Source organism: Variovorax sp. 05N34 (assembly GCF_056397405.1).
Genome location: NZ_JBFTNI010000008.1, coordinates 93,753 through 119,697 on the forward strand (window position 1 = coordinate 93,753; position 25,945 = coordinate 119,697).

Below are 25,945 nucleotides of genomic sequence, written 5' to 3' on the forward strand. Positions count from 1 at the left end.
CGCTGCGCGTCCTGTCAGGCGACGGCGAGCGTCGACGCCTTGCGCTCTGAGGCTTGCCCGTTCGCGGGTGGCACGCTGGTCGCCGGCACGCTGGCGCGCTTTGCCTCGATGTCTTCCACCCACCGGCAGGCGGCGTCGATGAAGAACTGCTGCCCTGCCACGTCGGTGAAGGAGTGGTCCACCTTAGGCATGAATTCGTAGCGCACCTTCTGAAGGAAGGGCGCGCCGCGCAGCGGGTACAGCTGGTCGTGGTTGCGGTCGCGCTGCTGCAGCGTTCCGGAATAGATCAGGTAGATGGAGACGCCGCGCTTGACCAGCGTGTCCATCTCGCGCGCGAAATCAGCGGGCGTCACGACCTTCGTCCTCTCGCCGGTCTTGAGCAAGTCGCCTTCGGGCAGGTCACGGCCTAGCAGGCGATCGATCCAGTGGCTGATCTGCGCCTTGGGGAAGCGCAGGAATCGGCGCACGCGGCGCTCGATGTTCGCGGCATGGCTGGTAAAGGCATAGCCGTCGAAGCTGAGCAGTCCGATGACCCTCGGATCCTCCAGTGCCATCCGGAGCCCCGGGGCGACGCCGGAACACAGGCCGAAGATAACGAACTGGCGGATGCCGAGGTGCTTTTCGATTTCATTGAGGGCCGCGCGAAGATCGTTGGTCGCCTGTTCCTCGAACCGCAGCGAAGCATCCGTGCCATGGCTGTCGCCGATTCCCGAGAGATCGAATCTCAGTGTCGCGAAGCCTTCCTGAGCGAGTCGCCGGGCCATCTTGACCTGAATGCGGCGGGGGCCGACGCGGTGAGTGACCCCGAAGTTGAACATCACGCACGCCAAGGCATCGGAGGTGTGGCCGGTCGGCCGCGTGATCACGCCCAGCAAGCCCGACTCCTGGCCGAACTGAACGGGTTCTTCGTGATAGCTGTTCATCGAATAAGTCCGATAAGGCGCTTGGTAACTTCAGCGGGAACGATGGCCTGGTTGGGCAATGGGTCCGAAGTCCAGATGATCGGATGTTCGAGCGTTTCGTGCACGACCTTGCGATTGCTCAAATTTTCGCGCTCACACCAATTTCGCACAGTTTCGTCCCCTGCCTTGGAGAAGACGGAGGTCGCCACTGCCGCCGGGGCGCTCAGCGTATCCGGCCGCAGCGCCTCCAACTGGCTCGCGAGCTGGCCGCTGATGCGGTGCCCCAGTGCCTCGGTGAGCGCCGGGCCGCCGTCAGCTTGGCGTTGCTTGTACCAGGAGCGGTCCTTGGCGTAGTAGCCCACTTCGAGCATCTTGATCTGTGCCTCGAGCAGTTCTTCGATGTAGGCGGGCCCATCGAGGATGGGCTCCCAAAGCGCAAGCTGCTGAAGCCCCTGCGCATGGCGTGCGGCCTGGAGAGCGAGCGTGGCCCCCAGCCGCGCTGCCAGCCAACTCAGCCTTGGCGATTGCGAGCGCCGAAGGAGCTCCTCATGAGCGCGCAAGAGATCCAGTTGCCAGCCTTTCATTTCGCCCGCCTCGTCTTCACCCCCTGATTCGCTGGTGCCGAAGAAGTCGAAGCGTAGGACTGCGACGCCGCCGCGGGCCAGACGATCGGCAATGACGCGAAAGAGTCGATGGACGCGGATGGCCTCGTGGCCGAAGGGGCTGCACATCAGTACCGCCGGATGGCCGTCGGTTTTGCGCTGCGGGGGGTGATAGATGGCGAACAACTGGCGGTCCGCCGGACCGAAATAGAACGGGACCATCACAATATGTCGATCAGCGACGTCGTTGCCGCTGCCGGGTGTCCTCCCGCGTGGACAGAGTCGAGTGCTAGCGCACCCACGAGGCCCTCGCCGAGAGAGATGGAAAAGACTTGCAAGGCACGCATGTGTGAACCCAGCCGACACTGTACCTCGCGTTCGGCGCACTCCAGGCCGACTTCGAGCGCTTGCAAATCCGCCGACATTCCAAGGCCGAGCGCCTTGATGGCCGCTTCCTTGCGCGTCCAGCCGACAAGGAAGGCGCGATCGCGCGCGGCTGCGGGCGTCGCCTGCAGCATGCGGATCTCGCCGGGCGTGAAACAGGTTGCGGCCAGCGCCATTGCATCCGACACCGTGCGGGCCAGCTCCACGTCGACCCCCACTTCGGCGCCGCGGCTGACCGCGATCAGGCCGATCGAATGGCTGTGGCTGAGATTGAAGCGAACCTCCGACTGGCCGACCAATGCCGGCTTGCCGAATTCGCCTTCGGTGAATTCCAGCCGTTCGGGCGCGATGCCCGTCTCTGTCGACAGAATCTGCCGTAAGGCCGCATGCGCGGCGACGTAGCGTTGCCCGTCGCGCGCAAACACGAAGCGGGCCGCGCGTGCTTGCTCCGCCTCCGACAGGCAGTTGGCAGCCGTGGGTGCGGCCTCGAGGTCAACCTGCCATAGCAGGCAGGGCCCGGGCCACGGGATCGGTGCGATCGACACGGCGGTTTCCTCTCAACCCCTTCATTTCTTCCAGCCTGAGAACACGCGGCCCAGCAGACCGCCGCGTTTGGCCGTCTCCCTGGCCGGCTGCTCCGCGGCTTGTACATCGATGGCGACGCCTGCCGAAGCCGATGAGAGCTGCGCCAGCGTCTCGTACACGTAGCGACGGGGCTCGACCCGGAAGCCCATGACCTGCTCCGCTTGCTGGAGCACCCGCATCGCGAGCAGCGAATCTCCGCCCAGGTCGAAGAAATTCTCGTCGGCATGGATGTCGTTGACGTCGATGCTCAGCGCGCTGGCCCAGATCTGCGCCAGGCGAGCCTGCTCGGGCTGCAGCAACGCTTCGCGCTGGTTGGCGCGCGGCGGGGCGGTCGGCACGGCCGCGGGGCTGGCAGTGAGCGCGGTCGGCTCTGAAGCGGACAGGCGCTGGAGGTATGCGGCGCTGGCCGATCCCGCGGGCGCGAGGATGGCTTCGAGCGTCGGATCGGCCTCGTCGACGACGCGGCGCAGCAACTCGATGTAGCGCTCCCTGAAGGCCGCGCCCGTTTCATCCTTGTAGACGTCGGCGTTGTAGACAACAGCGCCTTCCAGCACGCTCGACTTGTCCATGAGCCACAGGCCCAGGTCGTCCGTCGCCCCTTGCTGGACCAGATGAACCTGTCGGTCCGAGAGGCCGCCGAGATCCGGCGCCCGCTCGCGCGCGTCCTGGAACGAGAACAGCGCCTGGTACAGACCCACGCCTTGCGCACGCTCGGCGAACTCGGGTTCGCTGACCAGCCGTTCGAAAGGAATCTGCTGGTGGTCCATCACCGAGATCAGTTCCTGCTTCACGTAGTGCATGAATTCGCCGAAGCGCAGCGACGCGTCCACCTGGAAGGGCATCGGCAGCAGATTGTTGAAGAAGCCCACAACCGGCTCCAGTTCCGGCGCCTCGCGCCCGCGAACCGGTGTCGCAATGACGATCGACGGCGTTCCGATGACGTTGCTCATCATCAGGATGTAGACGCCCAGGGTCAGCATGTTGAGCGTCATCTCATGGCGCTGGCCCACCTGGCGCAGGCGCTCGGTGAGGTCCTTGTCGACGGTGATCCAGTGCGAGCCGCCTCGGCCGCTCATGCCGGCCCGGCGCGGCATGTCCGTGCGCGGCGCCTTCGATGCGGGGGCGCTCGCGAAGCGGTTCTTCCAGTAGTGCAACTGCGTCTGGCAGGCGGGAGATTGGAGCCAGCGCGCATACCACTCGGCATAGTCGCCGTGGGTCGCCGCGAGAGGCGGCAGGCCGTGCGGCTCGCCGCGAACCAGCGCGCCATAGATGGTCGAGAGTTCCTGCTGCAGGATGTCGAAGGACCAGCCGTCCCAGATCAGGTGGTGCGGCACGAAAACGAACACATGATCGTCGGCAGCCATCCGGAACAGCGTCGCATTGAAGAGCGGCGCCTTGTGGATGTCGATCGGCCGATCCGCCAGTTCGCGCATGCGTTCTTTCAGGGCTGTCTCGCGCTGGTCGTCAGGCAGTGCGCCGAGATCGACGACCGGTAGCTCGTAAGCCACCATGTCGGCAACCACGGCCTGCGGCTCGCCCGTGGCCGGATCAGCGCCCATGGACGTGCGCAGCGCAGGTTGCCGCTCAATGATGATGCCGAGCGCAGCCTTGAATTTGTCGACGTCCATGACGCCGCCAAGCCGGTGCGCGGAGGGGGCGTTGTACGTCGAGCGACCTGGATGCAGCTCTTCGAGGAAGCGGATGCGTTCCTGCATTGGCGTGAGCGGGGCGCTGCGCCGGCCCGGCACGACCCGGATAGCTTCACCGCGGGGAGCACCGCTCTGGCCAAGGGTGTCGATCGACGCGGCGAGCCGCTCCACCGTGGGCGCTTCGAAAAGTACGCGCAGCGGCACAGTGACGTCGAACTCGCGGCTCAGCAGCGTCGCGAGCCGCGCGGCGAGCAACGAATGGCCGCCGAGCGCGAAGAAGTCGTCACGGATCCCGAGGCCCGGCAGATTGAGCACGCGTTCCATGTGCTCGAGCACGATCCGCTCGCGCTCATTGCGCGGTGCGACCCGCTCGGCCGCCTGATCTCGCGTGGCGCTGGGCTTGGGCAGCGCCTTGCGGTCGACCTTGCCGTTGGGCAGGAAGGGGATGGCGTCCAGCGTCACCACGTGCTGCGGCAGCATGTACTGCGGCAGGCGTTCGCGCAGGCGGCGATCGAGTTCCGCCAAGTCGATCTTCGCGTTCGGCGATGGGCTCACATAAGCCACCAGACGCACATCGCCTGGCTGGTCCTCGCGCGTGATGACGACGCTGTTGCCGATGCCTGGAACTTCGTTGCATGCGGCTTCGATTTCCCCGAGTTCGATGCGATAGCCGCGCACCTTGACCTGGAAGTCGAAACGGCCCATGTGTTCAAGCAAGCCGTCGTTGCCCCAGCGGCCGCGGTCGCCCGTGCGATAGAGACGCGAGCCTGCCGCGCCCCACGGATCGGGAATGAAGCGGTCGGCCGTGAGTTCGGGCCTGTCGAGATAGCCGAGCGTCACGCCGATGCCGCCGATCACGATTTCGCCAGGTACGCCGATGGGGCAGCGCTGCCCCTGCGCGTCGAGGATCCACACGGTCGTGTTGGCAATTGGCTTGCCGATCGAAACGCCGCGCTGCGCGACGCGAGCCGGCTCGACGCGCCAGAGCGTCGACCAGATCGTCGTTTCCGTCGGTCCATACATGTTCCAGACCTCGCCGCAGCGCTGCAGCAGCAATTGCGCAAGGTCCGAGGGCAGGCCTTCGCCGCCGACCAGCGCCTTGAATCGCGATGAGCCGGGCCATTGCGCATCGAGCAGCAGACGCCAGCCACCCGGCGTCGCCTGCATCATGGTCGCGCCGCTTTCCTCGATGAGCGTGCGCAGCGCGTTTCCGTCCATCGTCGTGTCGCGCGAGACCAGGATCACTTCGGCGCCGACGGTCAGCGGCAACATCAGCTCGAGCACGGCAATGTCGAACGACAAGGTGGTCACCGCCGCGAGGCGATCGTCGGCTGTGATGCCGGGTGCTTCGCGCATGCTCTGCAGGAAGTTCGCGACTGCGCCATGGGGCACGCAAACGCCCTTGGGCTTGCCTGTGGACCCGGAGGTGTAGATGACGTAGGCCGCGTCCGCCGGCTGCGCGTCCTGCGGCGAGGGAACCAGCGCAGTCGCCGCCTTGTCGCGCCACGCGGTGTCCCTGTCGATCGAGAAGATGCGCGTTGCAGCGTCGGGGCGCCAGTTCGCTGGTGCGGCGGGGACGGTCGAGGCCGTGAGCAGCAGACCCAGCTTGGCGTCTTCGGCGTAGTAGTCGAGGCGCGCTTGCGGAAAGGCCGGGTCCAGCGGTACATAAGCAGCGCCGGTCTTCAGCACGGCCAGCAGCGCGACCATCATGTCGGCGTTGCGATCCAGGCACAGGCCGACGCGCTCGCCTCGTCCCATGCCGCGTTCGCGCAGGGCGTGCGCAAGGCGATTCGATTGTTCGTCGAGTTCTCGGTAGCTCCAGCGGCGCTCTCCGTCGCGCAGGGCGGTGCGTTCGGGGCTCGTTGCGGCGCGTTCGACCAAGGCCGCGTGCATCAACTGCGCGCCCGCCAAAGGCGTTTCCTGCGGCTGAAGCGCGACGAGCGCCTGCGTCTCCGCATCGGACGCCACGTTGAGACGCCCGATCGGCTGCAACGGATCTGACGCAGCCGCGCGAAGAAGGCATTCGTACATGCCGAGCCAACGTCTGATCGTGGCGTCGTCATACAGATCGGCGTTGTACTGCGCCTCGATCTGCATGCCCTGCCGGATCGGTGCCACGTTGACGAAAAGCTCGAAGTTCTCGTATCGGCGAGCGATCGAAGTCTGCTCCGATTCGATCTCCGGGAAGTTGCCCGTGACCAGCGCTCCGCTGTCCAGGTTGAACAGCACATTCACCAGCGGAAGGCGGCTCGGATCGCGAGGCACCGGCAGCTTTCGCAGCAGGGCGCCGTAGGTCAGTGTCTGATGCTCGAAAGCATCCAGCAGCGTCGCGCCCGAAGAGCGTGCAAACGCGTCGAAGGACATCTGCGGCTCGATGGCGACGCGGATCGGCAGCGTGTTGACGCAATGGCCGACCAGCGTCGGCATGTCGCTCGGCATCTGGCCGGCTGCGGCGATGCCGATCACCAGATCGTCTTGCGCCGTGAGCCGGTGCAGGGTGGCGGCGAAGGCGCTGAACATCGTCGCGAACAGGCTGGCGCCCGACGCGGCGCCGACTTTGCGCAGCGAGTCGATCAGGTCCTGGTGCAACACATGGTCGACACGGCGGGAATTGAAGGTGCGTACCGCGGGTCGTGGATGGTCCAGCGGCAGTTCGAGCACCGGCAGGCTGCCGCCCGTGAAGCGCGACAGCCAATAGTCGACATGGCCCTGCATCTCCGGGCTGGCGGCTTCCTGCGCTTCCCATGCGGCGTAATCCGAATACCGCGCCGGTGCTTCGAGCGACGGACCGGCGCCGATCTGCTCCGCATAGAGCAGCCCGAGATCCTGGCTGATGACGCCCCAGGACCAGCCATCGCAGACGGCATGGTGGGCCGTCATGATCAGCACGTGCTCGACGGCAGACAGTTGGAAGAGCGAGGCCCTGAAGAGCGGTCCCTTCTCCAGTTCGAAGGGCTGCAGTACGGCGGCGAGGCCCTCATCCTCCAACCGGTGCTTCTGCGCAGCGGGGTCGAGCCCGCACAGGTCGTGTTCGGACAGGTCGACCGGCTTGGCTTCGCCAATCAGAAGCTGCGTGCCATCGGGTGAGATGGTGGAGCGCAGAGACTCGTGTCGGGCAACCAGCCGGTCGAGCGCTGCGGACAGCGCCTGAGCGTCCAGTTCGCCCTTGAGCTGCATCCGGAGCGCCTCGTTGTAGGCCAACGATGCGTCGGGACTCAGCTGGTCGCCCAGCCAGACCTCTCGCTGTGCTTCGGTCGTTGGAACAATGCGCTCGATCATCCCTGACGCGAAGGGGTCGAAGTCCTCCGCGGCCGGGGCAGAGGGTGGGGTCAGGACAGCTTCGGTCATGCTTGGAACTTCGTGAATTTGCCTTGTGCGTTGGGGTCGGGCACGAACCACGCGGGCTGGCCGTCCTTGTCACGGCCCAGGCGCGCGTTCGGAACTGGTGGATGCGACGGATCGAATGCCGCCTGGACCACCGCGCGTCGCGGCAGCAGTTCGGCCTCCTGCATCTCGGCCACCGATTCCTTGAAGGCGGACTTGATGGTCGCGATGTCCTGTTGCGAATGCGCGGTCGTCATGAAGCAGGGGAAGTTGTCGAGGATGTGCACGCCGCGGCTGCGCATCATCGCGAACAACAGATCCTGCAGGGGATGGTCTTCGAGCCAGCTCACGCGCCATAGCGACGAGAAGTAGCGGATCTCGAGCGGCGCGCCGACCTCGCGGCAGAAAGCCGACAACTCGTCGGCCATGGCCGCGGTGTGCAGGTTCAACTGGGTCTGCAGCTTGTTGTTGTCCTGCTTCAGGTGTTCGAGGGCGGCCTTGGACGCGGCGAGCGCCAGCGGGTGCCGCACGAAGGTGCCGGCGAAGTAGGTCACGCCCACGGTGGGCACCGAATCGTCCCCGTACTGCCACGGGCCGCCGTCGAGCGCGTCCATGTAGGTGCGCTTGCCGGCGATCACGCCGACCGGGAAGCCGCCGCCGAGCACCTTGCCGTAGCAGGCGAGGTCGGCGCGGATGCCGAACACCGCCTGCGCACCGCCCAGGTCGCAACGGAAGCCGGTGATGACTTCGTCGAAGATCAGGCAGGTTTCGGACTTCTCGGTGATGGCCCGCACCTCGCGCAGGAATTCGCGCGGCTGGAAGTCGGGCCGGCGGCTTTGCACCGGTTCGACCAGCACGGCGGCCAGGTCATCGGCATTGGCGCGGATGAACTCCAGCGCTTCCGGCGTGCCGTAGTCCAGCACCCTGACATCTCCGAACATGCCCTGCAGCACGCCGGGCGCCGCCGACATGCCCTTGGCATTGCGCCCCGCGCGCACCAGCACTTCGTCGAACGTGCCATGGTAGGAACCGGTGAACAGCACCACGGTGCTGCGGCCGGTGACCGTGCGCGCGATGCGCAGCGCGGCCATCACGGCCTCCGAGCCCGTGTTGCACAGACCCGCGCGGTCGAAGCCGGTCAGGTCGCACAGGAGCCTGGTCACGTCGGCCGCGAGCGGATGCTGCGGGCCGATCTCGTAGCCCAGGTCAAGCTGCTTGCGCACCGCGTCGTTGATGAAGTCCGGTGTCCATCCGAACAGGTTCATGCCGAAGCCGTTCAGCGTGTCCACGTACTCGTTGCCGTCGATGTCCCAGAGCCGCGAGCCCTTGGAGCGCTCGACGACGATCTGGTAGGTGATCTCCTTGGTCGCGGGGCGAAAGCCGTTGACCACGCGCGGGTCGGCCATGTGCGAACGGTTGCGATCGGTGAAGGCCTTGCTGCCGCGCGTGCGCTCCACATAACGCCGCATGAAAGCCGCCAGGCGGGCCTTCTGCCGCTCGGTCGGTTCCTTGCTCTGCGTGTGGATGCGCGCGATGGCGCCGAAGGCTTTCTTGACGTCGTACTTCTGCAGAGGCGCGGCGGGCTCCTCGGCAGCAGCCGGCGTGGGGGAAGTGGACGCCGTGGCCGCGGCGGTGGCCATGGGCGTGGGTTGCTCCGTCGCCGGTGCCGGCAGCACGGGGCTGACCGGAACCGTCGGCGCCGCCGACAGCAATGCGAGTTGCTGTTGCATCAATAGCATCTGTTGCGCGATGACTTGCTGCATCAGGGAGCCGTTGCCGGCGCCGAGACCGGCCATCGGCTGGATCGCCGCCGTGGCGGGCATGGCCACCGGTGCCACCGGTTGGGGCGCGGCAATCGCAGCGGTTGCCGGCACCGGCGCCGCGACCGCGACCTTTGCCGGCTCGGGGGGCAACGTCGCGTCCAGGAACTCCGCCAGCGCATCGAAGCTGCGATAGCTTTCCATCAGCTGCCTGAAGGTGAGGTTGACCTTGAAGGTCTTCTTGACCTGCAACGCGGCCTGCGTGAGCGTGAGGGAGTCGAGTCCGATCTCGACGAAGGGTGCTGCGCCCTCGACGTCCGTCATATCGACGCCCGAGAGGTTCTCGAACAATTCGCGCAGGCGCGTGACGAGGGATGCACGGCGCGCAGGGGGCGCGGAAGAGGCGACAGCAGCGACAGTCATTGTCAACTCCGGGATCGATGTGGAAAGTGGGACGGAAAGGGCGGAATGGTCGGAAAAAGCGGAAACGTCGAACCCGGGCGCAGCGGCAGCGGCCGGAACGTCGGCAGGCGCCGTCGCCATCTCGACCCAGAAACGCCTGCGCTCGAAGGGATAGGTGGGCAGCCGCACACGATGCTTGCGTGCGCGCGGATCGAGGGCGCCGAGATCGATCTCGACGCCTTGCGACCAGAGGCGGCCGGCGGCGAGTCGCCATGCGGCGCACTCGCCCTGCGCCGGGTCCGGCAGCAGCGACGCGGCGGGTGCGAGTACGGCCTTGGTTGCGTGCTGGCGCACCAGCGTGGCCAGGGTATTGCGGGGGCCGATCTCGATGAAGAGCGGATGAGCGAGCTGGCCGAGCACTTCGCGAACCGCGGGCGAAAAGCGCACGGTTTCACGCAGGTGCCGCGCCCAGTAGTGCGGGTCCGTGGCTTCCTCGTCCGTCAACAGGCGGCCGGTGAGCGTCGAATAGATCGGCAATTTCGGCGCCGACAGCGGTGTCTCGCGCACCAGCGCTTCGAAGGGCGCGACGGCCGCTTCCATCATGGCGGAGTGGAAGGCGTGCGAGGTCTGGAGCGTCTTCGCGACGATGCCCTTGCCCTCCAGCGCCACGCGCAGGTTCTCGATCGCATCGCTCGGACCTGCGGCCACGCAGACGGCCGGGCCGTTGTCGGCGGCCAGCGAGATGCCTTCGGGCAACAGCGGCAGCAGCTCGGCGGCCGCGAGGCGCACCGACAGCATCGTGCCGGCGGGCAGCGCCTGCATCAGCGCGCCGCGCTGTGCCACGAGCCGCGCGGCGTCGTCGAGGCGCATCACGCCGGCCAGCACGGCGGCGGCGAATTCGCCCACGCTGTGGCCGATCATGGCGCCCGGCGTCACCCCCAGTGCCATGAGTTGGCGCGCCAACGCGTATTCGAGCGTGAAAGTGGCAGGTTGGGTGACCGATGTCGGGGTGAGTGCCGTCGCATCGTCCGAGAACATGCGTTCGCGAAGATCGAAGCCCAGGACGCCATCGAAGGCTCGCAGGCACTCGTCGAAGGCGGCGCGGAAGACAGCATCGCCAGCATAGAGTGCGCGGCCCATGCCCGCGTACTGCGCGCCTTGGCCCGGGAACATGAATGCTGGTTGCGGCACCCAGGCATTGACCGAGCCGCCAGCGCGAGCCGCAGAGTCGCCGGTACGCAATGCCGTGACCGCCTCATCGAAAGTTTCGGCGACCACGCAGGCGCGATGCGCGAACTGCTTGCGGCCGACGCGCAGGGTGTGCGCCACATCGGCCAGCGCGACATCGCGATGCGTGTCGAGGTGATCGGCCAGTCGCGCTGCCGCGGCGGCGAGCGCCGCTGGTGAGCGGGCGGAAAGGGTCAGCAGTTGCGGGCCGGTTGCGGGATCGGAGGGCGCTCTCAGCGGCGCCTCCTCGATGATCACGTGCGCGTTCGTGCCACCGACGCCGAAGCTGCTGACGCCCGCGCGGCGGGGCGTGGCCTCGCGCGGCCAGGCGCGCAACTGGTTGTTCACCCGGAAGGGCGAGGCGTCGAAATCAATGGCCGGGTTCGGCGACTCGTAGTGCAGGCTTGCGGGAATCGCTTCGGCATGCATCGCGAGTGCGGCCTTGATGAGGCCGGCCGCCCCGGCGGCTGTGACCATGTGGCCGACGTTGCTCTTCAGCGAACCGATGGTGCAGAAGCCGGTGTCCGCGGTGTGCGCCGCATAGGCGTGGGTGAGGCCTTCGACCTCGATCGGGTCGCCCATCGGAGTGGCGGTGCCATGCGTTTCGACATAGGAAACGCTGCGGGCCTCGACGCCCGCGCATGCCAGCGCGGCCTCTATGACCGCGGCCTGCCCGTCGACACTTGGCGCGGTGAAGCTGGCCTTGGCGCCGCCGTCGTTGTTGACCGCCGCGCCGCGCAGCACGGCATAGATGGTGTCGCCATCGGCGATCGCGTCGGACAGCCGCTTGAGCAGCACGACCGTTGCGCCGTCGCTGAAGACCGTGCCCTTCGCCTTCGCGTCGAAGCTGCGCGTATGGCCGTCGGGCGACAGCATCGAGCCTTCGTTGTAGAGATAGCCGCTGCGCGGCGGGCAGGTGATCGACGCGCCGCCCGCGAGCGCCATGCGGCACTGGCCGGTGCGCAGCGCATGGAAGGCCTGCGCCACCGCCACCAGCGAAGTCGAGCAGGCGGTGTGCACGCTGACGGCCGGGCCGGTCAGGCTGAGACGGTTCGCCACGCGGGTGGTGATGTAGTCCTTCTCGTTGCCGAGCATCACCTGGAATTCGCCCACCATGTCGATCAGGTCCGGGTGCGCGGACACGTGGCGCTGGAAGTAAGTCGCGTTGGACATGCCGCCGAACACGCCCACCGGGCCGGGCGCCTGGTCGGGCACATAGCCGCCGCGTTCGAGGCATTCCCAGCAGATCTCGAGAAACACGCGGTGCTGCGGGTCCATCAGCTCCGCCTCCTTCGGGTTGATGCCGAAGAAGGCTGCGTCGAACTGCTCGATGTCGTCGATCACGCCGCGTGCGCGCACGTAGGAGGGGTCGGCCCGCAAGGCGGCGCTGACGCCGGCGTCCAGCGTCGCGTCGTCGAAGAAGGTGATCGATTCGCGACCCGCCATGAGGTTGTCCCAGAACTGCTCGACGTCCGCGGCGCCCGGGAAGCGGCCGGCCATGGCGATGAGTGCCACCGGCTCCATGCCCTGCATCGCTTGCGGCGCGGGCCTGTCAGCCTCGCGTTGCGGCGTGGCGGGCGCGCTGTCCTGCATGCCGATGGCCAGGGCCGCGGGCGTGGGCTGGCGGAAGAACAGGTTGGTCGACAGGCGACGATCGCTGCCGCGCTGCAGATCCTTCAGCACTTTCAGCACCAGCAGCGAATCGCCACCGAGATCGAAGAAGTTGTCGTTGCGACCCACCTGGTCGATGCCGAGGGCGCGTGCGAACGCTGCGCATACCTTGCGCTCGACATCGTCACGGGGCTCCTCGAAGGTTTGCGCGAGTTCGGGTCGTTGCCTCGGCGGCTCAGGAAGCGCGCGGCGATCGAGCTTGCCGTTGGTCGTGACCGGCAGTTGTTCGAGCCAGACCTGCGCCGCGGGCAGCATCGCTTCGGGCAGGCGCTCGGCGAGGTGTTGGCGCAGGGTCGTCCACGGCACCTCGGCACCACGGGCTACCAGGTAGGCTACCAAGCGAAGCCGGCCGGCCGCATCTGCGCGCGCGATGACTGCGCAGGACTTGACGCCCGGGTGCGTGAGCAGCGCCACCTCGATTTCGCCAGTCTCGATCCGATGGCCCCGGATCTTGACCTGCCCGTCGATGCGGCCGATGTACTCGATGGTGCCGTCGGGCAGCCAGCGTGCCTGGTCCCCGGTGCGATAGAGCCGGTCGTCAGCCCCGCCGAACGGATCGGGGACGAAGCGCTCTGCCGTCAGGTCGGGGCGCCGCAGGTAGCCGCGCGCCAGGCCGCGTCCGCCGATGCAGAGCTCGCCGACGAGGCCGGCGGGCAGCATCGCCATCGTCGGGCCCAGGACGCGGAGGGTCGTGTCGTTGATGGGCCGTCCGATCGGCACCGAGCGCGCGTCGGCCGGCAGGTCGCGCGGAATGTGGTGCGTGGCCGCGAAGGTCGTGCATTCCGTCGGACCGTAGCCGTTGATCAGCATGAGGCCGGGCAGGGCGGCCATTGCGCGCCGCACATGCGGAACCGACAGAGCCTCGCCGCCGGTGAGCAGTTGACGCAGGCCGGCCAGCTGTGCGGGATCGTCGTCGACCACCGCATTGAAGAGCGCAGCCGTGAGCCAGGCGGTCCTGACCGAATGCCGTGCGATGGTGCGCGCCAGTCCGGCGCCGGTCGGCACCTGTTCGTCGTGGACTACGCAGATGCCGCCGTTCAGTAGCGGGCCCCAGATCTCGAGCGTGGATGCATCGAAACCAAGCGGCGCCGCGTGCAGCATGGCTTCGCCGGGCGGGAGTTCGACATAGCGGGCACCGACCACGAGACGAAGAATCGATCGGTGGCAGATCTCGACGCCCTTGGGCGTGCCGGTCGAGCCCGATGTGTACATCACATAAGCCACCGATTCGCCGCTTGCCGGCGCGGGCGCGAGCGGCGGCAGCGAGGCGTCGTCGGCAGGCTCATCGATCGACAGTAGCGCCCGGCCAGTGGGGACGAGTTGACGGTGCGCGGACTGGGTCACAACCAACCCGACATCGGAATGCGACAGCATGAAGGCGATGCGTTCGGCCGGAAAGTCCGGCTGCACGGGAACATAGACCGCGCCGGCCTTCAGGATGCCGAGCAGAACGACCACCGCTGCGCTCGAACGGTCGAGCATCACGCCTACGGTATCTCCGGCGCGAACGCCGCGCGCCTGCAGCCTGCGCGCCATGCGTCCAGCCCGATCGGACAGCGCGCGATAGGTCACGGGCCCGTCCTCGCCAACCAAGGCGATGGCGTCGCCTTGCGCCGCGACCTGGCGTTCGAACGCGGCGTGGACGGTGAGCGCCGGGTCGTAGTCGGAAGCCGGGGTGTTCCACACTTCCAATTGCCGCTGCCGGTCGGATGCCGGCAGCGTGCGGATTTCGCGCAGGGTGGCCGTCGGCCGCTCCAGCAGATCCCATGCGGTGTCCGTGAGCGCGGCCAGCAGGCTTTCGGCGACTGCGCTCTCGAGGACCGCGGCAGCGATCGTCATATGGAGCATGGCTCTTTGCCCAGGCGGGAAAGCCGTCCCCAGTTGAAGCATCGGACCGTCACTGCCGACATCGGGCGCTCCGTCGCGAAGCCACAGGGCAAAGGGCGGCGCGTCGGTCGCCGGAACCGTGGCCGCGCTGCGACGAGCCTGATCGGCATCCGAAAGCCATTGGCCCACGGTCGCATCGCCGTCGCAATGGATCACGGCAGCGACGACGCGGGCAGGCGACGATGCGTCGACCACGGCTTCGCGAAGCTCCACTGCCGGGTTTCCCAGCCAGCGTGACTGCAGGAGGCACCAGGCTGCCGCAAAAAGCGTGTCCGGGAGAAATCGGGATGCCTGGAGCCGCTCGGCCAGTTGCGCGGTGAGGATCGCAGGCAGCACGGAGTTGCTGCTTTGACGAGTCTGGGGCGCGTTGCCGGAGGGGCGGACGAACAGGTCGATCAGCGAGAGCGACACCGCCTCGGGCGATGTGGGGGAAAGAGGCTGTTGTTCCATGGACTGCGACTCCGCGTATGAAATGTCCGTTGCCCTTCGGGGTCTTGCTTGTTTCAACCGTTACGTCTTTTCGGCGAAAGATGTATCAAAGCCAAAGGTAATCACAAAGCGCTAATTTTCGGCCGGGACTCCATATTGCCCTCTGCAACGCGCCTGCGCCACCGTACGAAAGGCCGTATGGCTCAGCCTATGTCGTTTGGATGCTCTGCAACGTTCGAAGCACTTGGTTGCGTTTTGCTGCCGGAGGAATGCTTCAACGCAGATACGATTTTGCACTCATTTATACAAAATGAATACAAATAGCTGACATTAATCGTCAGTTTACGTCGCAAAAAAACGCGCTCAGACGGTCGCTTCGTCCAGCGTCCCGTCGCCAAGAAGATGGGCGGCATCGGCCCAACCCACGAGCGTGAAGCCCTGCGGCGTCCAGAGGAGGCGGTTGATCGCGGCATTGCCCAGCTCCCAGGTGCGCGGCGCCTGCAGGTCCTGCCGGGTCGCGTCACGATAGAGGACGTCCATGACGCCCCCATGGGCCACGATGGCTATCAGTTGGCCCGGGTGTCTCGCAGCGATGCGCGATGCCGTGCTGGTGACCCGTTCGCGAAAAGTAAGCAGTGACTCTCCGCCTTCGGGCGTGAATTCGGGGTCACGCGTACGCCACAGCCGAGCCTGAACGGGCAGCTTGGCGTCGATGTCCGCATAGGTTTGTCCTTCAAAAAGGCCGAAAGCCCTTTCCCGCAGCCCGCGGTCAGGTGTGACCTCGACGCCGTGCGCCAGCGCGATTTCCTCCGCCGTTTGCCATGCGCGTGCCAGATCGCTGGCATATATCGCGGCAATGGGCTCGTCCTCGAGCGCCATCGCCACACGCCGCGCCTGCCAAAGACCGGTGTCGTTCAGCGGGATATCGAGCTGTCCCTGGATGCGGCAGTCGACATTCCAGGCGGTTTCGCCGTGGCGAACGGCGATGACTCTGGTGGGCTCCATATCCGGGAAGATTTTAGGGGGACCCCTGAACCCGGGGGGTCGGCGGGACTTGGTTCCTGGCCGTCGGAATCTCCAGATTCACCCGCCGATCGCCCGGCGGTGGATTCGGAAAGCCCTGCAGCGCCGCCTGGAACATCACGGGCAGTACATCGGCGCTGATGTTGTACGGGCCGTCGTTTCGGGCGTGTGTTTCATAGACGACCCGGTTCGATGGGAGTTCGCGGAGCACGATGCTGACCTCGCGCGTGTACCAGGGGTTCGAAGCGGCCGGGAACATCGGCCCATACCACCCACCGCCATACCCGTAGCCCCAGCCGCCGTAGCGAGGGCCCGGACCCCACCATGGCCCCGGTCCCCAGCCCGGCCCGCCAAACCAGGGATCGACCCAGGGGGACAGCTCGGACGTGACGCGAGCGCCGATCTCTGCGGTGTAGCGGGGCGCCGAATCGTCGCGGCGCAAGCCCACGCTTTCCAGCGCCGGTGTCGCCATCGCCTCCAGTTGCAACTGCGCGCGCAAGTCGTATTGCTGTGACGGGAGCCGCTCGAATCTGTAGGTTGCATCGGCGGGCACGGAGCCGATCTCGGAAAAGCTGCGGACGTCGCTGTCGACCACCCAGTGGGTGGCGCAGCCCGAAAGACTTGAGATGAGCACGAGAGTGGCGGGTAGGAATCTCATGCACGCCTCCGGCCTTCAGATTTGGACGATGCGCAGCGGCGACTCGACTGGAAATTCGGGAGCGTCGAAGGCCTTGTCTCCGTCGTCGTCGGGCACGCCGGTCGCCTTGAGACCTTTGAAGTCGAACGACGTTCCATCGAGCAGATGCGAGGGCACGATGTTCTGGAGAGCGCTGAACATGTTCTCGACGCGCCCCGGAAACTTGCGCTCCCATTCGCGCAGCATTTCGCCGACCTGCTTGCGCTGCAGGTTCTCCTGGCTGCCGCACAGCGTGCACGGAATGATCGGGAACGCGCGGTGCTGCGCCCAGCGAACCAGATCCTTTTCGGCCACGTAGGCCAGGGGCCGGATCACGATGTGCTTGCCGTCGTCGCTCACCAGCTTGGGGGGCATCGACTTGAGCTTTGCCGCAAAGAACATGTTGAGAAAGAAGGTCTGCAGCATATCGTCACGGTGATGGCCCAGAGCCACCTTGGTGGCGCCAAGCTCGTCGGCCACGCGGTAGAGAATGCCGCGCCGCAGCCTGCTGCAAAGTCCGCAGGTCGTCTTGCCTTCAGGAATCACGCGCTTGACGATCGAATAGGTGTCCTGCTCTTCGATGTGAAAAGGCACACCCAGCGCAGTCAGATAGCCGGGCAGCACATCCTCTGGAAACCCGGGCTGCTTCTGGTCGAGATTGACCGCGACGATGTCGAAGTGAATCGGCGCCCGCGCTTTCAGCTTGAGAAGAAGGTCGAGCAGGCCATAGCTGTCCTTGCCTCCCGACACGCACACCATGACCTTGTCCCCTTCTTCGATCATGTTGTAGTCGACGATGGCGCGCCCCACTTCGCGGCAAAGGCGCTTTTCGAGCTTGTGCGTCTCGCGCTCGATCTTCAGGGTATTCGGCGTGGTCACCGCCTCTTGCTGTTCATCCCATACAACGCTCATTTGGATTCCTTCAATACAGTGGCCCAGGCTCATCCGCGAAACACCGTGGAACCGGCTTAGCCGGGCCGCCGGTGTTGCCCCCGGTAGGGGGTTGGCGAAGCGACACGAAGTGCGCACAGCCTGGGGGCGAGCACTACTTGCTCCTGAAAACTTCTACTCCGACTGCATCGCAATCGGGGTACACATCGGGTTTTGCCGTCGACACGCGCGCCGCATGCACCTTCGGATGCAGCAGCACTTGCGTCAGGATGTCGTCGCACAGCGTTTCCTGCAAGTGGATATGCCCCTTGCTCAGGCGCGTGGCGACGGTACGGCGGATGAAGTCGTAGTCGACGACTTCATCGAGCTCATCCTCTTTGGGCGTCGAGACATCGAGCGGCACGTACAGGTCGACATTGATGATCACGCGCTGCTCGGCGCGTTTCTCGAATTCGTGCACGCCGATGTTGATCCACACCTCGTAGTTGCGCAGGAAGACGCGTCTGCAGGTGAGCAACAGGGGATCGATGGCGACGTGAGTCATGGAGCAGGTGCTTTCAGAAGATCGTCGACGACAAACATGATGTCGCGCGGGAGCGGCACCAGGTGCTGGCCGTTGTCGACGCAAAGTGTGGTGCCGGTCACGCTGGGGGTGCCGGCAAGGAAGACGCAGGTTCGCGCGACGTCGGCAGGGTCGATGGGCCGGCGCATCAGATTGGCGCGCGAAGCCTTCTCGAAGTTGTCCCCCGTCTGCGCCCCGCTCATGAAGAGAATGCCCGGCGCGACGCCGCAGATACGCACCGTTGGCGCCAGCGACTGGGCCTGCAGCGCCACGGCGCGTTCAAGCGCCAGCTTCGACACTGTGTAAGAAAAGTAATCGGGATTCAGGTTGTAGACCTTCTGGTCCAGCACGTGAATGGTCGAACGGTCGATGCCGTCACCCGGCGTCGCGTTCTGCGCGAGAAGACGCGCAAACGAAAGCGGCGCGATCAGGTTCACGCCGATCTGGCGCATCGCGGCATCGGCATCGAAGTCGAGCCCGGTGTCGGGTTCGAAGGCCGACGCGTTGTTGACGATGCAAGCCAGCGGCACATCGGCCGAGACCTGGCCGATCAGCCCGCGGCGGCTTTCCTCGTTGCCGATGTCGGCTTCGATGGCTGTCGCGTCGTGGCCTTCGGCGCGCAGCCTCGCGCACAATGCCAGTGCCTCTTCGCGTGAAGCTCGGTATTGGCACCACACGCGCCAGCCCGCGCGCGCGAAAGCTTCGCAGACCGCGGCACCCAGCCGCTGGCCGCCGCCGGTCACGAGCACGCCCTGGCGCGGGGACGATTGAGCCATCCTGATAAATTTCCCGTATGAACCTGGAGCAGGGCGCCGGTCGCGCCACCCCTTTGACCCGGATTATCGATGCCGCGCTGCAGCGCGACGGCGGCTGGATGCCATTCGACCGCTTCATGGCACTGGCTTTGTATGCGCCCGGATGGGGCTACTACGCCAACGCGAGTCGCAAGTTCGGGCAGATGCCGACTTCAGGCAGCGACTTCGTGACGGCGCCCGAACTCACGCCACTCTTCGGCCGCACGGTGGCCGTGCAAGTGGCCGAAGCGCTCACCCGGACCGCCACCGATGAAGTGTGGGAATTCGGCGCCGGCTCGGGCGCCTTGGCGCTCCAGTTGCTCGGCGCGCTGGGCGATCGCGTGGCGCGCTATCGCATCGTCGACCTTTCGGGAACGCTGCGCGAGCGCCAGCAGGAGATCCTGGCCGCATATGGCGACAAGGTCGAATGGCTTTCCGAACTGCCCGAGACCATGCGCGGCGTAGTGGTGGGCAACGAAGTGCTCGACGCGATGCCGGTGCAATTGCTTGTGCGAATCGGCGGCGATTGGTTCGAGCGTGGCGTGGTGCGCGAAGGCGAAGGCTTCGCCTGGCAAGATCGCCCGACCGACCTGCGGCCTCCGGTGGAGATCGAAGGCGATCACGACTATCTCACCGAGATCCATCCGCAAGCCGAAGCCTTCATCGCCACGCTCGCGGACCGCCTGAAGCAGGGTGCAGCCTTCTTCTTCGACTACGGCTTTCCGGAGCCGGAGTACTACCACCCGCAACGGCACATGGGCACAGTGATGTGCCATCTCGGTCATCAGGCCGATGGCAATCCGCTGGCCGACGTCGGCGCCAAGGACATCACCGCGCACGTCAACTTCACTTCTGTCGCGCTTGCGGGGCAGGAGGCGGGCTTCGAGGTGCTGGGTTATTGCAGCCAGGCGAGGTTCCTGTTGAACGCCCGCATCCTTCCCATGATGGAGCAGGCCACGCTGGCCGAGCGCAGCATGGCGGCGCGACTGATCCATGAGCACGAAATGGGCGAATTGTTCAAGGTGATCGGCTTCACGGCCGGGCCGCACTGGGATGCGCTGGGCTTTGCCGAAGGGGATCGCACGCACACCCTGTAACCCACCCTGTAGTCCATAAGCTAGAAACCAACTGTTGGTTGGAAATCCGCCGCGGGCGGCCTACATTGTCTGGATGCCACGATTGGACCTGTCTGAATGACCGCAGTTGCCTCCCCTGAAGCCGACGCCAGAAATGCGCCGCCACAGCCCTTCGAAGTGCGGCGTTTCGATGCGCCCGTGGGCGCCGAAATCGTCGGCCTCGATATTTCCAAGCCGATCAACGATGAGGACTTCGCGCGCATTCACCGCGCGCACCTCGATCACCACGTCCTCGTCTTCCGCGATCAGCCGATCACGCCTGCGGAGCACGTGGCTTTCAGCCGTCGCTTCGGGCCGCTGGAAATCCACGTGCTGCACCAGTTCCATCTGCAAGGGCACCCCGAAATCCTGATCGTCTCGAACATCAAGGAAAACGGCGAGCCCATCGGACTGGGCGACGCAGGGGCCTATTGGCATTCCGACATCTCCTACAAACCGCGCCCGAGCCTCGGGTCGCTGCTGCACGCGCAGGAATTACCGAGCGAGGGTGGCGACACTCTCTTCGCCGATCAGCACCTGGCGTGGGAAGCGCTCGACCCGGCGCTGCAGAAGCGGCTCCTGCCCTTGAAGGCGGAGCACAGCTACCTCGCCAAGTACGAAGAACTGCGCGCGAAAAATCCGTGGCGGCCAAAGCTGTCGCAGGCGCAGATCGATCAGGTCGCCCCTGCCGTGCAGCCCGTGGTTCGTACGCATCCGGAAACCGGCCGGAAGGCGCTCTTTGTCAGCGAGCACTTCACGACGCGCATCGTCGGCATTCCGCAAGCAGAGAGCGATGCGTTGCTGGCGGAGTTGTTCGCGCACAGCGTGAAGCCCGAATTCGTCTACCGCCATCAGTGGGCGCCGCACGATCTCGTGTTCTGGGACAACCGCTCGCTGATGCATCTGGCTGCCGGAACGCCCGACGCGTTGCGGCGCAAGCTCTACCGGACGACGATCGAGGGTGATCAGCCTTTCTGACGCTGTCTTAGGTTCTGGCTCGGTTCAGGTGCGGGATCGGCTCGGTTCTAATCGGCCCTCATGAGCTCCAATTTTTCTACGGCGGACGATTTGCGCGTCGCCCATGCGCTGGCGGACGCCGCGGCGGCGCATTCGCTGCGCCTTTTTCGCACACCGCTCGACATCATCGCGAAAGCCGATGAAAGCCCGGTCACACAGGCCGACCGCGCGGCCGAGACGGCGATGCGCGACATCCTCGGCGCCGAACGGCCGGCCGATGGCATCCTCGGCGAAGAGCACGGCCGCGAGCGGCTGGAAGCGGATCGCGTCTGGGTGCTGGACCCGATCGACGGCACACGCAGCTTCATTACCGGGTCGCCGCTCTGGGGCACGTTGATCGCGCTGGTGCGCGGCGGGCAGGTCGAGCTGGGAATGGTCGACATGCCGGTGCTTGGCGAGCGCTGGGTGGGCCAGGCAGGCGTTGGTGCCAACCGCAATGGACGAGCGGTGCGCGCGCGGGATTGCAAGTCCGTAGCGGAGGCTCGCATCGTCACCACGTCGCCCGACATCTTCAATGCAGCGGACTGGCAAGCCTTCGACAAGCTGAGCCGCCAGTGCGCGATGCGGCGTTTCGGCGGCGACTGCTATGGCTACGCGCAGCTCGCGGGCGGCACGGTCGACCTGGTGGTCGAAACCGGCCTGCAGCCCTATGACTATCTGGGCCCAACCGGACTCATCCAGGCGGCCGGCGGCATGGTGACTGACTGGGAAGGGCGGCCGCTCGGCCTGCAATCCGACGGGCGCGTGATCGCCGCAGCAACCCCGGAACTTCACCGACAGGCATTGGCCCTGCTTGCGGCCTAAACTCAGCCGATGATTCGCTGGCTGATCGTCGTCGTTCTCGCGCTCGTTCTGATGAGCGGGCTGACTGAATGGCTGCGCCGCTTCGGCTTCGGACGGCTGCCCGGCGATTTCGAGTTCCGTGCCTTTGGACGCGAATGGCAGTTGCCGATCGCCAGCACGGTCGTTCTCAGCATGATTGCGGCGTTGATCGCACGATGGATTTGAATCGATGAAAGCCTGCGTCGACATCGGCGGAACCAAGATGGCGGTGAGCCTTTCGGCGGCGGGCGCCCCGCCGCTAATCGGCCGCCGCAGCGAGCCCACTGCCAAGACTGGCAACAACGATGCCGTCGCCCTGCAGATCATCCGGCTGATCGAAGAAGCATGCGCCGAGCAAGGGATCGATCCCGCTTCCATCGAGCGTGTCGGCGTTTCGTCGGCAGGCCCCTTCGAGTTGAAAGACGGCCTGGTCGAGTTGGCGTCGCCCAATATCTGCGGCGGCATCGCCGGCCCTGCGCGCGGACTGCCGAACGACTGGATGACCGCGCTGCTGGAGGCTCCGCTGCGCCGGCGCTTTGCGCGCGTCCGTGTCGAGAACGATGCTGTCGCGGCACTCGAGGCCGAGCGACGCTGGGGCGCACTGCAGGGGTTCGATCATTGCGCCTACGTCACGTGGAGCACCGGCATCGGCGTCGGGCTTTGCGTCGACGGAACCGTGCTTCGCGGCAAGAACGGCAATGCGGGTCATGCGGGCCACAGCTTTGTCGTCAGTGACGACACCAATGCACTGTGCGGCTGCGGCAACGTCGGCGACGTGGAGGGACTGAGCGCTGGCAACGCAATCGCACGGCGTTTCGGCCAGTCCGCGCCTGAGCTGTTCGCGGCCGCCATGAGCGGCGACGCACAGGCGATTGCCACGGCGGACGGCTTGTGTCGCGTCATGGGGCGCATGCTCTACAACCTGATCGCCACCTTGGACCTCGAACGCATCAGCCTGGGCGGCGGTGTGTTCTGGAGCAACCGGGATTTCCTGTTGCCGCGATTGCAGGCGGAGATCGACGGCAAGCTCGTCGCCTTGACGCGAGGCGCGGTGCTGATACCGGCGGGGCTGGGCGAAATCGTGGGCGACTATGGCGCGCTGGCGCTGGTTGCTTGAGGCATTCAGCGCGGCATAGGGGCTCCTGGCCAAGTCACGCCGCCATCCGCGGCTTTGCGCTCTGCTCGACACACTCGCCAGCGATCTCGCCCAGCCGGCGCAGTCCTGCAGCGATGGTCTCATCGAAGGGCCATCCGCAGTTGATGCGCAGGTAATGATCGAAGCGGGACGAGTTCGAGAACAGCGTCCCGGGCGCCACCAGGATGCGTTCGCGCAATGCGGCATCGAACACCTCCATGGACGAAAGGCGGCCGGGCAGTTCCACCCAGAGCTGAAGACCGCCGGGCGGGTAGTTGAGCCGGGTACCGGACGGGAAATGCGTAGCGATCGCGTCCGCTGCCTGCTCGCGCTGGACCTTGAGCCTGTCGCGCAGCCGCCGCAGGTGCCGGTCGTAGGCGCCAGTGCTCATGTACTCGCCCGCCGCCCATTGCGACAGTTCCTCGTTGCTGCGCGTCTGCGTGTACTTGAGCATCTCCACACGGCCGTGCCAGCGGCCCGCCGAGATCCAGCCCAGCCGCATGCCCGGCGCCAGGATCTTGTGCAGCGATGCGCAATGGATGACGTTGCCGCTGCGGTCCCATGACTTGATGGCGCGCGGCGGAACGTCCGCGTCGAGCAGTTCGCTGTAGGAGTCGTCCTCGATGAGCGCGACTGCACGTTGTTCGCAAAGCGCGACCAGGCGTTGCTTGTGCAGGTCGGGCATGACGCTGCCTAACGGATTCTGCAGATGGGGCACGACCACCACCGCCTTGATGTTGCCGTAGGTGTCGAGCGCCATTTCCAGGGCCTCGATGGAGATGCCGGTCTGCGGACTCGTTGGAATCTCGACCGCGCGCATGCCGAGGCTTTCGAGCACTTGCAGCAAGCCATAGAAGGTCGGCGACTCGACCGCGATGGTGTCGCCGGGCTGGGCCACCGCGCGCAGCGCGAGATTCAACGCTTCGATGCAGCCGTTGGTGACCATCACGTCGTCGGGCGCCAGGGTCATGCCCACGCGCAATCCGCGCCGGGCTGCCACCTCGCGCAACGGTGTGCGGCTGCGTGAAGGTGCGGCGGTGGTGAGCAGGGCCGGACGCTGGCGAAGCAGCCGCATCATCGTCGTGCGAAGCGCTTGCGCGGGATAGAGCTCGGGCGCACCGCGTGCCGTCGAAAAGTCGATCCGCACTTCGCCCTGCCGCCTGCGGGTGACGAAGTCGGAGACCTTCGCATGGATACCGACGTACTGCGCCGGGTTGGGCGGGTCGTTCGCGGCCGGCTCCTCCATCGCAGCGATGGCGAGCCGGCGCGGACGCCGGACGAAGTAGCCGGAGCGATCGCGCGCCTCGACCCAGCCTTCGCTTTCCATGGCCCGGCAGAGCTGGAGTGCCGTGGAAAGACTGATGTCGTGCAGCCGCATCAGGCTGCGCAGCGACGGCAGCTTGTCGCCCGGCTCCAGAGAGCCTGCGCGAATGGCTTCCACGTAGTGGGAGGCGAGCTTGCGGTAGAGCGGTGGCGATTCCATGGCTTCGATCCTCGCGTGGGCCGGGACCGGAAAACAGATGCAGATTCCGGGGAAATCGACCATAACAGATGGGTCGCCGGCCCCTCTGTTCCGCCTCGGAAGTCACGGTGCTGTGCCTGTTTTGTTGAGAGGCGGCTGCCTACGATGAAGGCACCAGATCGGTTCTCCAGCATTCTCCAGAAAGGTATCCGATGTCCGTCCTGTCCACCACGTCCAGCGAGCTTTCCGAGGTCAGCAGTCTTCAAGCGGGCCAGAGTCTGCGTGTGGCCGTTGACGCTGGCTTTACGTTGTTTGTCGCGCAAGGTTCCGTGCGCGTGACGTCTCCGCCCGCGTGGTTCGGCGAAGCGGTGTTCAGCACGAAGACGATGCTGGAAGAGGGGGAGGCCCACGTGGTCGAACGCGGCGGCTGGATCGAAGTTTCCGCAATGTGCGCGGCGCAAGTGCGTGGCTTGCCACGCGCGGCGCGCGATCCTCAAGCGACGGCCTCGCGTGTCGCTCGGCTGGTGCAATTGCTCACAGGCGATGTGGCCTGGCGCAACTAGGCCGCCGAGGCGTACTCCTCGCGCAGCACCTTGGCGGCCGACACCATCGCGCGAAGCTTGGCCTTGGCCACCTCGCGCGGCAGGTATTTCATGCCGCAGTCGGGTGCCAGGATGACGTTCTCCGGCTTGATGTAAGGCAGCGCGCGCCGAATGCGCCCGGCAATCGTCTCCACGGATTCGACGTTCGGATCGGACAGATCAATGCACCCGACCATCACGCGTTTTCCATCCAGTTGCTGCAGCACCGAACAGTCCAGGTTCGACTGCGCGGTCTCGATCGAGACCTGCCGGCAACTGCACTGGGCCAGTTCGGGCAGAAACGAATACCCGCTCGGACGCTCGTGGATGATTGCCGCGTAGCCGAAGCAGATATGCACTGCGGTCGTTCCGGTGATTCCCTCCAGCGCGCGGTTCAGCGCCCTCAGCCCATACTGCCGCGCCTTCTCGGGGCGAGCCTGCATGTACGGTTCATCGATCTGGACGACGTCGGCGCCCGCGGCGAACAGATCGCGGATCTCCGCATTGACCGCGGCGGCGTAGTCCATGGCTGCTTCTTCTTCGCTCGCATAGTGATCGTTCTGCGCCTGCTGCAACATGGTGAACGGGCCGGGGACGGTGATCTTCACCTGGCGATTGGTGTGAGCTCGCAAGAACTTCAAATCGTCGACTTCGACGGCATGTCGGCGCACGATCTTGCCGACGATGCGCGGCACCGGGTTCGGATGGCCTGATCGGTCCAGCGCGGAACCCGGGTTGTCGAGGTCCACACCGTCGAGCGCCGTGGCGAAGCGGTTGGAATAACTTTCGCGCCGGATCTCGCCGTCGCTGACGATGTCCAGTCCGGCTTCTTCCTGCGCGCGGATCGCGATCAGCGTCGCGTCGTTCTGTGCTTCCTCGAGGTATTGCGGCGGGATTCGCCAGAGCTCACGCGCTCTCACGCGCGGCGGAAAGCGGCCAGCCAGCTTCGCGCGGTCGATCAGCCAGTCGGGCTGCGGAAAACTGCCGACGATGGTGGTGGGGAACAGCATGGTTTCGCTCCAGGGTGGAAATTGAAGTTCGAACG

The 25,945-nt window shown here is 65.9% G+C and carries 18 protein-coding genes; 6 read left to right on the forward strand and 12 right to left on the reverse strand.

Annotation, left to right across the window (positions count from 1 at the left end; translation table 11 throughout):
- Positions 1–14 precede the first annotated feature (14 nt).
- From AC1DMA_RS21505 to AC1DMA_RS21550, 10 genes are all read right to left on the reverse strand, one after another.
- Positions 15–923 (reverse strand): alpha/beta fold hydrolase, encoded by a 909-nt coding sequence (locus AC1DMA_RS21505; protein ID WP_478145446.1) that lies wholly within the window; start codon positions 921–923, stop codon positions 15–17.
- Positions 920–1,726 (reverse strand): alpha/beta hydrolase family protein, encoded by an 807-nt coding sequence (locus AC1DMA_RS21510; RefSeq protein WP_478145447.1) that lies wholly within the window; start codon positions 1,724–1,726, stop codon positions 920–922. The genes AC1DMA_RS21505 and AC1DMA_RS21510 overlap by 4 nt, the downstream gene beginning before the upstream one ends.
- The gene (locus AC1DMA_RS21515; protein ID WP_478145448.1) at positions 1,726–2,433 is read right to left on the reverse strand and encodes a 4'-phosphopantetheinyl transferase family protein; all 708 of its coding nucleotides are present in this window, start codon (positions 2,431–2,433) and stop codon (positions 1,726–1,728) included. Before AC1DMA_RS21515 ends, AC1DMA_RS21510 begins: the two co-directional genes overlap by 1 nt.
- A gap of 21 nt (positions 2,434–2,454) precedes the next feature.
- The gene (locus AC1DMA_RS21520; RefSeq protein WP_478145449.1) at positions 2,455–7,470 is read right to left on the reverse strand and encodes an amino acid adenylation domain-containing protein; all 5,016 of its coding nucleotides are present in this window, start codon (positions 7,468–7,470) and stop codon (positions 2,455–2,457) included.
- The gene (locus AC1DMA_RS21525) at positions 7,467–14,843 is read right to left on the reverse strand and encodes an amino acid adenylation domain-containing protein (RefSeq protein WP_478145450.1); all 7,377 of its coding nucleotides are present in this window, start codon (positions 14,841–14,843) and stop codon (positions 7,467–7,469) included. The genes AC1DMA_RS21520 and AC1DMA_RS21525 overlap by 4 nt, the downstream gene beginning before the upstream one ends.
- A gap of 342 nt (positions 14,844–15,185) precedes the next feature.
- Positions 15,186–15,827 carry a histidine phosphatase family protein gene (locus AC1DMA_RS21530; protein ID WP_478145451.1) on the reverse strand — a complete coding sequence of 214 codons (642 nt, stop codon included), beginning with the start codon at positions 15,825–15,827 and terminating at the stop codon, positions 15,186–15,188.
- Between the two features lie 13 nt (positions 15,828–15,840).
- Entirely contained in the window at positions 15,841–16,503 is a 663-nt protein-coding gene (locus AC1DMA_RS21535; RefSeq protein ID WP_478145452.1) for a DUF4136 domain-containing protein, read from the reverse strand.
- Positions 16,504–16,518: 15 nt separating this feature from the next.
- Positions 16,519–17,433, reverse strand: a complete 915-nt coding sequence (ttcA, locus tag AC1DMA_RS21540; protein ID WP_478145453.1) for a tRNA 2-thiocytidine(32) synthetase TtcA — start codon at positions 17,431–17,433, stop codon at positions 16,519–16,521.
- A gap of 133 nt (positions 17,434–17,566) precedes the next feature.
- Positions 17,567–17,956, reverse strand: coding sequence for a dihydroneopterin aldolase (locus tag AC1DMA_RS21545; RefSeq protein ID WP_478126043.1), 390 nt, complete (start codon positions 17,954–17,956; stop codon positions 17,567–17,569).
- Positions 17,953–18,750: an SDR family oxidoreductase gene (locus tag AC1DMA_RS21550; RefSeq protein WP_478126044.1), complete on the reverse strand. Its 798-nt coding sequence runs from the start codon at positions 18,748–18,750 to the stop codon at positions 17,953–17,955. Before AC1DMA_RS21550 ends, AC1DMA_RS21545 begins: the two co-directional genes overlap by 4 nt.
- A gap of 98 nt (positions 18,751–18,848) precedes the next feature.
- On the opposite strand from AC1DMA_RS21550, the gene AC1DMA_RS21555 reads away from it, so the two are divergent.
- The 5 genes from AC1DMA_RS21555 (at position 18,849) to AC1DMA_RS21575 (ending at position 22,839) form a co-directional block, all read left to right on the forward strand.
- Positions 18,849–19,865 (forward strand): class I SAM-dependent methyltransferase, encoded by a 1,017-nt coding sequence (locus AC1DMA_RS21555; RefSeq protein WP_478145576.1) that lies wholly within the window; start codon positions 18,849–18,851, stop codon positions 19,863–19,865.
- A 96-nt stretch (positions 19,866–19,961) separates the two neighbouring features.
- On the forward strand, positions 19,962–20,861 hold the full coding sequence (locus tag AC1DMA_RS21560; protein ID WP_478145454.1) for a TauD/TfdA dioxygenase family protein: 900 nt from the start codon (positions 19,962–19,964) through the stop codon (positions 20,859–20,861).
- A gap of 60 nt (positions 20,862–20,921) precedes the next feature.
- Positions 20,922–21,704 (forward strand): histidinol-phosphatase, encoded by a 783-nt coding sequence (gene hisN, locus AC1DMA_RS21565; RefSeq protein WP_478145455.1) that lies wholly within the window; start codon positions 20,922–20,924, stop codon positions 21,702–21,704.
- 9 nt (positions 21,705–21,713) lie between these two features.
- The gene (locus tag AC1DMA_RS21570) at positions 21,714–21,908 is read left to right on the forward strand and encodes a DUF2905 domain-containing protein (RefSeq protein ID WP_478126047.1); all 195 of its coding nucleotides are present in this window, start codon (positions 21,714–21,716) and stop codon (positions 21,906–21,908) included.
- 4 nt (positions 21,909–21,912) lie between these two features.
- Entirely contained in the window at positions 21,913–22,839 is a 927-nt protein-coding gene (locus AC1DMA_RS21575; RefSeq protein WP_478126048.1) for an ROK family protein, read from the forward strand.
- A gap of 34 nt (positions 22,840–22,873) precedes the next feature.
- Here the strand turns inward: AC1DMA_RS21575 and AC1DMA_RS21580 are convergent, their stop codons facing one another.
- Entirely contained in the window at positions 22,874–24,340 is a 1,467-nt protein-coding gene (locus AC1DMA_RS21580) for an aminotransferase-like domain-containing protein (protein ID WP_478145456.1), read from the reverse strand.
- Between the two features lie 191 nt (positions 24,341–24,531).
- On the opposite strand from AC1DMA_RS21580, the gene AC1DMA_RS21585 reads away from it, so the two are divergent.
- Positions 24,532–24,882: a hypothetical protein gene (locus AC1DMA_RS21585; protein ID WP_478145457.1), complete on the forward strand. Its 351-nt coding sequence runs from the start codon at positions 24,532–24,534 to the stop codon at positions 24,880–24,882.
- Here the strand turns inward: AC1DMA_RS21585 and AC1DMA_RS21590 are convergent.
- Positions 24,879–25,910 (reverse strand): uroporphyrinogen decarboxylase family protein, encoded by a 1,032-nt coding sequence (locus AC1DMA_RS21590; protein ID WP_478126051.1) that lies wholly within the window; start codon positions 25,908–25,910, stop codon positions 24,879–24,881. The two genes, AC1DMA_RS21585 and AC1DMA_RS21590, sit on opposite strands and share 4 nt — an antisense overlap.
- Positions 25,911–25,945 lie beyond the last annotated feature (35 nt).

Bases quoted from the DNA above. Each gene is read 5' to 3' on its own strand.
- AC1DMA_RS21505 (WP_478145446.1), bottom strand. From the start codon at position 923: ATGAACAGCTATCACGAAGAACCCGTTCAGTTCGGCCAGGAGTCGGGC.
- AC1DMA_RS21510 (WP_478145447.1), bottom strand. From the start codon at position 1,726: ATGGTCCCGTTCTATTTCGGTCCGGCGGACCGCCAGTTGTTCGCCATC.
- AC1DMA_RS21520 (WP_478145449.1), bottom strand. From the start codon at position 7,470: ATGACCGAAGCTGTCCTGACCCCACCCTCTGCCCCGGCCGCGGAGGAC.
- AC1DMA_RS21525 (WP_478145450.1), bottom strand. From the start codon at position 14,843: ATGGAACAACAGCCTCTTTCCCCCACATCGCCCGAGGCGGTGTCGCTC.
- AC1DMA_RS21530 (WP_478145451.1), bottom strand. From the start codon at position 15,827: ATGGAGCCCACCAGAGTCATCGCCGTTCGCCACGGCGAAACCGCCTGG.
- AC1DMA_RS21535 (WP_478145452.1), bottom strand. From the start codon at position 16,503: ATGAGATTCCTACCCGCCACTCTCGTGCTCATCTCAAGTCTTTCGGGC.
- ttcA (WP_478145453.1), bottom strand. From the start codon at position 17,433: ATGAGCGTTGTATGGGATGAACAGCAAGAGGCGGTGACCACGCCGAAT.
- AC1DMA_RS21545 (WP_478126043.1), bottom strand. From the start codon at position 17,956: ATGACTCACGTCGCCATCGATCCCCTGTTGCTCACCTGCAGACGCGTC.
- AC1DMA_RS21550 (WP_478126044.1), bottom strand. From the start codon at position 18,750: ATGGCTCAATCGTCCCCGCGCCAGGGCGTGCTCGTGACCGGCGGCGGC.
- AC1DMA_RS21555 (WP_478145576.1), top strand. From the start codon at position 18,849: ATGCCATTCGACCGCTTCATGGCACTGGCTTTGTATGCGCCCGGATGG.
- AC1DMA_RS21560 (WP_478145454.1), top strand. From the start codon at position 19,962: ATGACCGCAGTTGCCTCCCCTGAAGCCGACGCCAGAAATGCGCCGCCA.
- hisN (WP_478145455.1), top strand. From the start codon at position 20,922: ATGAGCTCCAATTTTTCTACGGCGGACGATTTGCGCGTCGCCCATGCG.
- AC1DMA_RS21570 (WP_478126047.1), top strand. From the start codon at position 21,714: ATGATTCGCTGGCTGATCGTCGTCGTTCTCGCGCTCGTTCTGATGAGC.
- AC1DMA_RS21575 (WP_478126048.1), top strand. From the start codon at position 21,913: ATGAAAGCCTGCGTCGACATCGGCGGAACCAAGATGGCGGTGAGCCTT.
- AC1DMA_RS21580 (WP_478145456.1), bottom strand. From the start codon at position 24,340: ATGGAATCGCCACCGCTCTACCGCAAGCTCGCCTCCCACTACGTGGAA.
- AC1DMA_RS21585 (WP_478145457.1), top strand. From the start codon at position 24,532: ATGTCCGTCCTGTCCACCACGTCCAGCGAGCTTTCCGAGGTCAGCAGT.
- AC1DMA_RS21590 (WP_478126051.1), bottom strand. From the start codon at position 25,910: ATGCTGTTCCCCACCACCATCGTCGGCAGTTTTCCGCAGCCCGACTGG.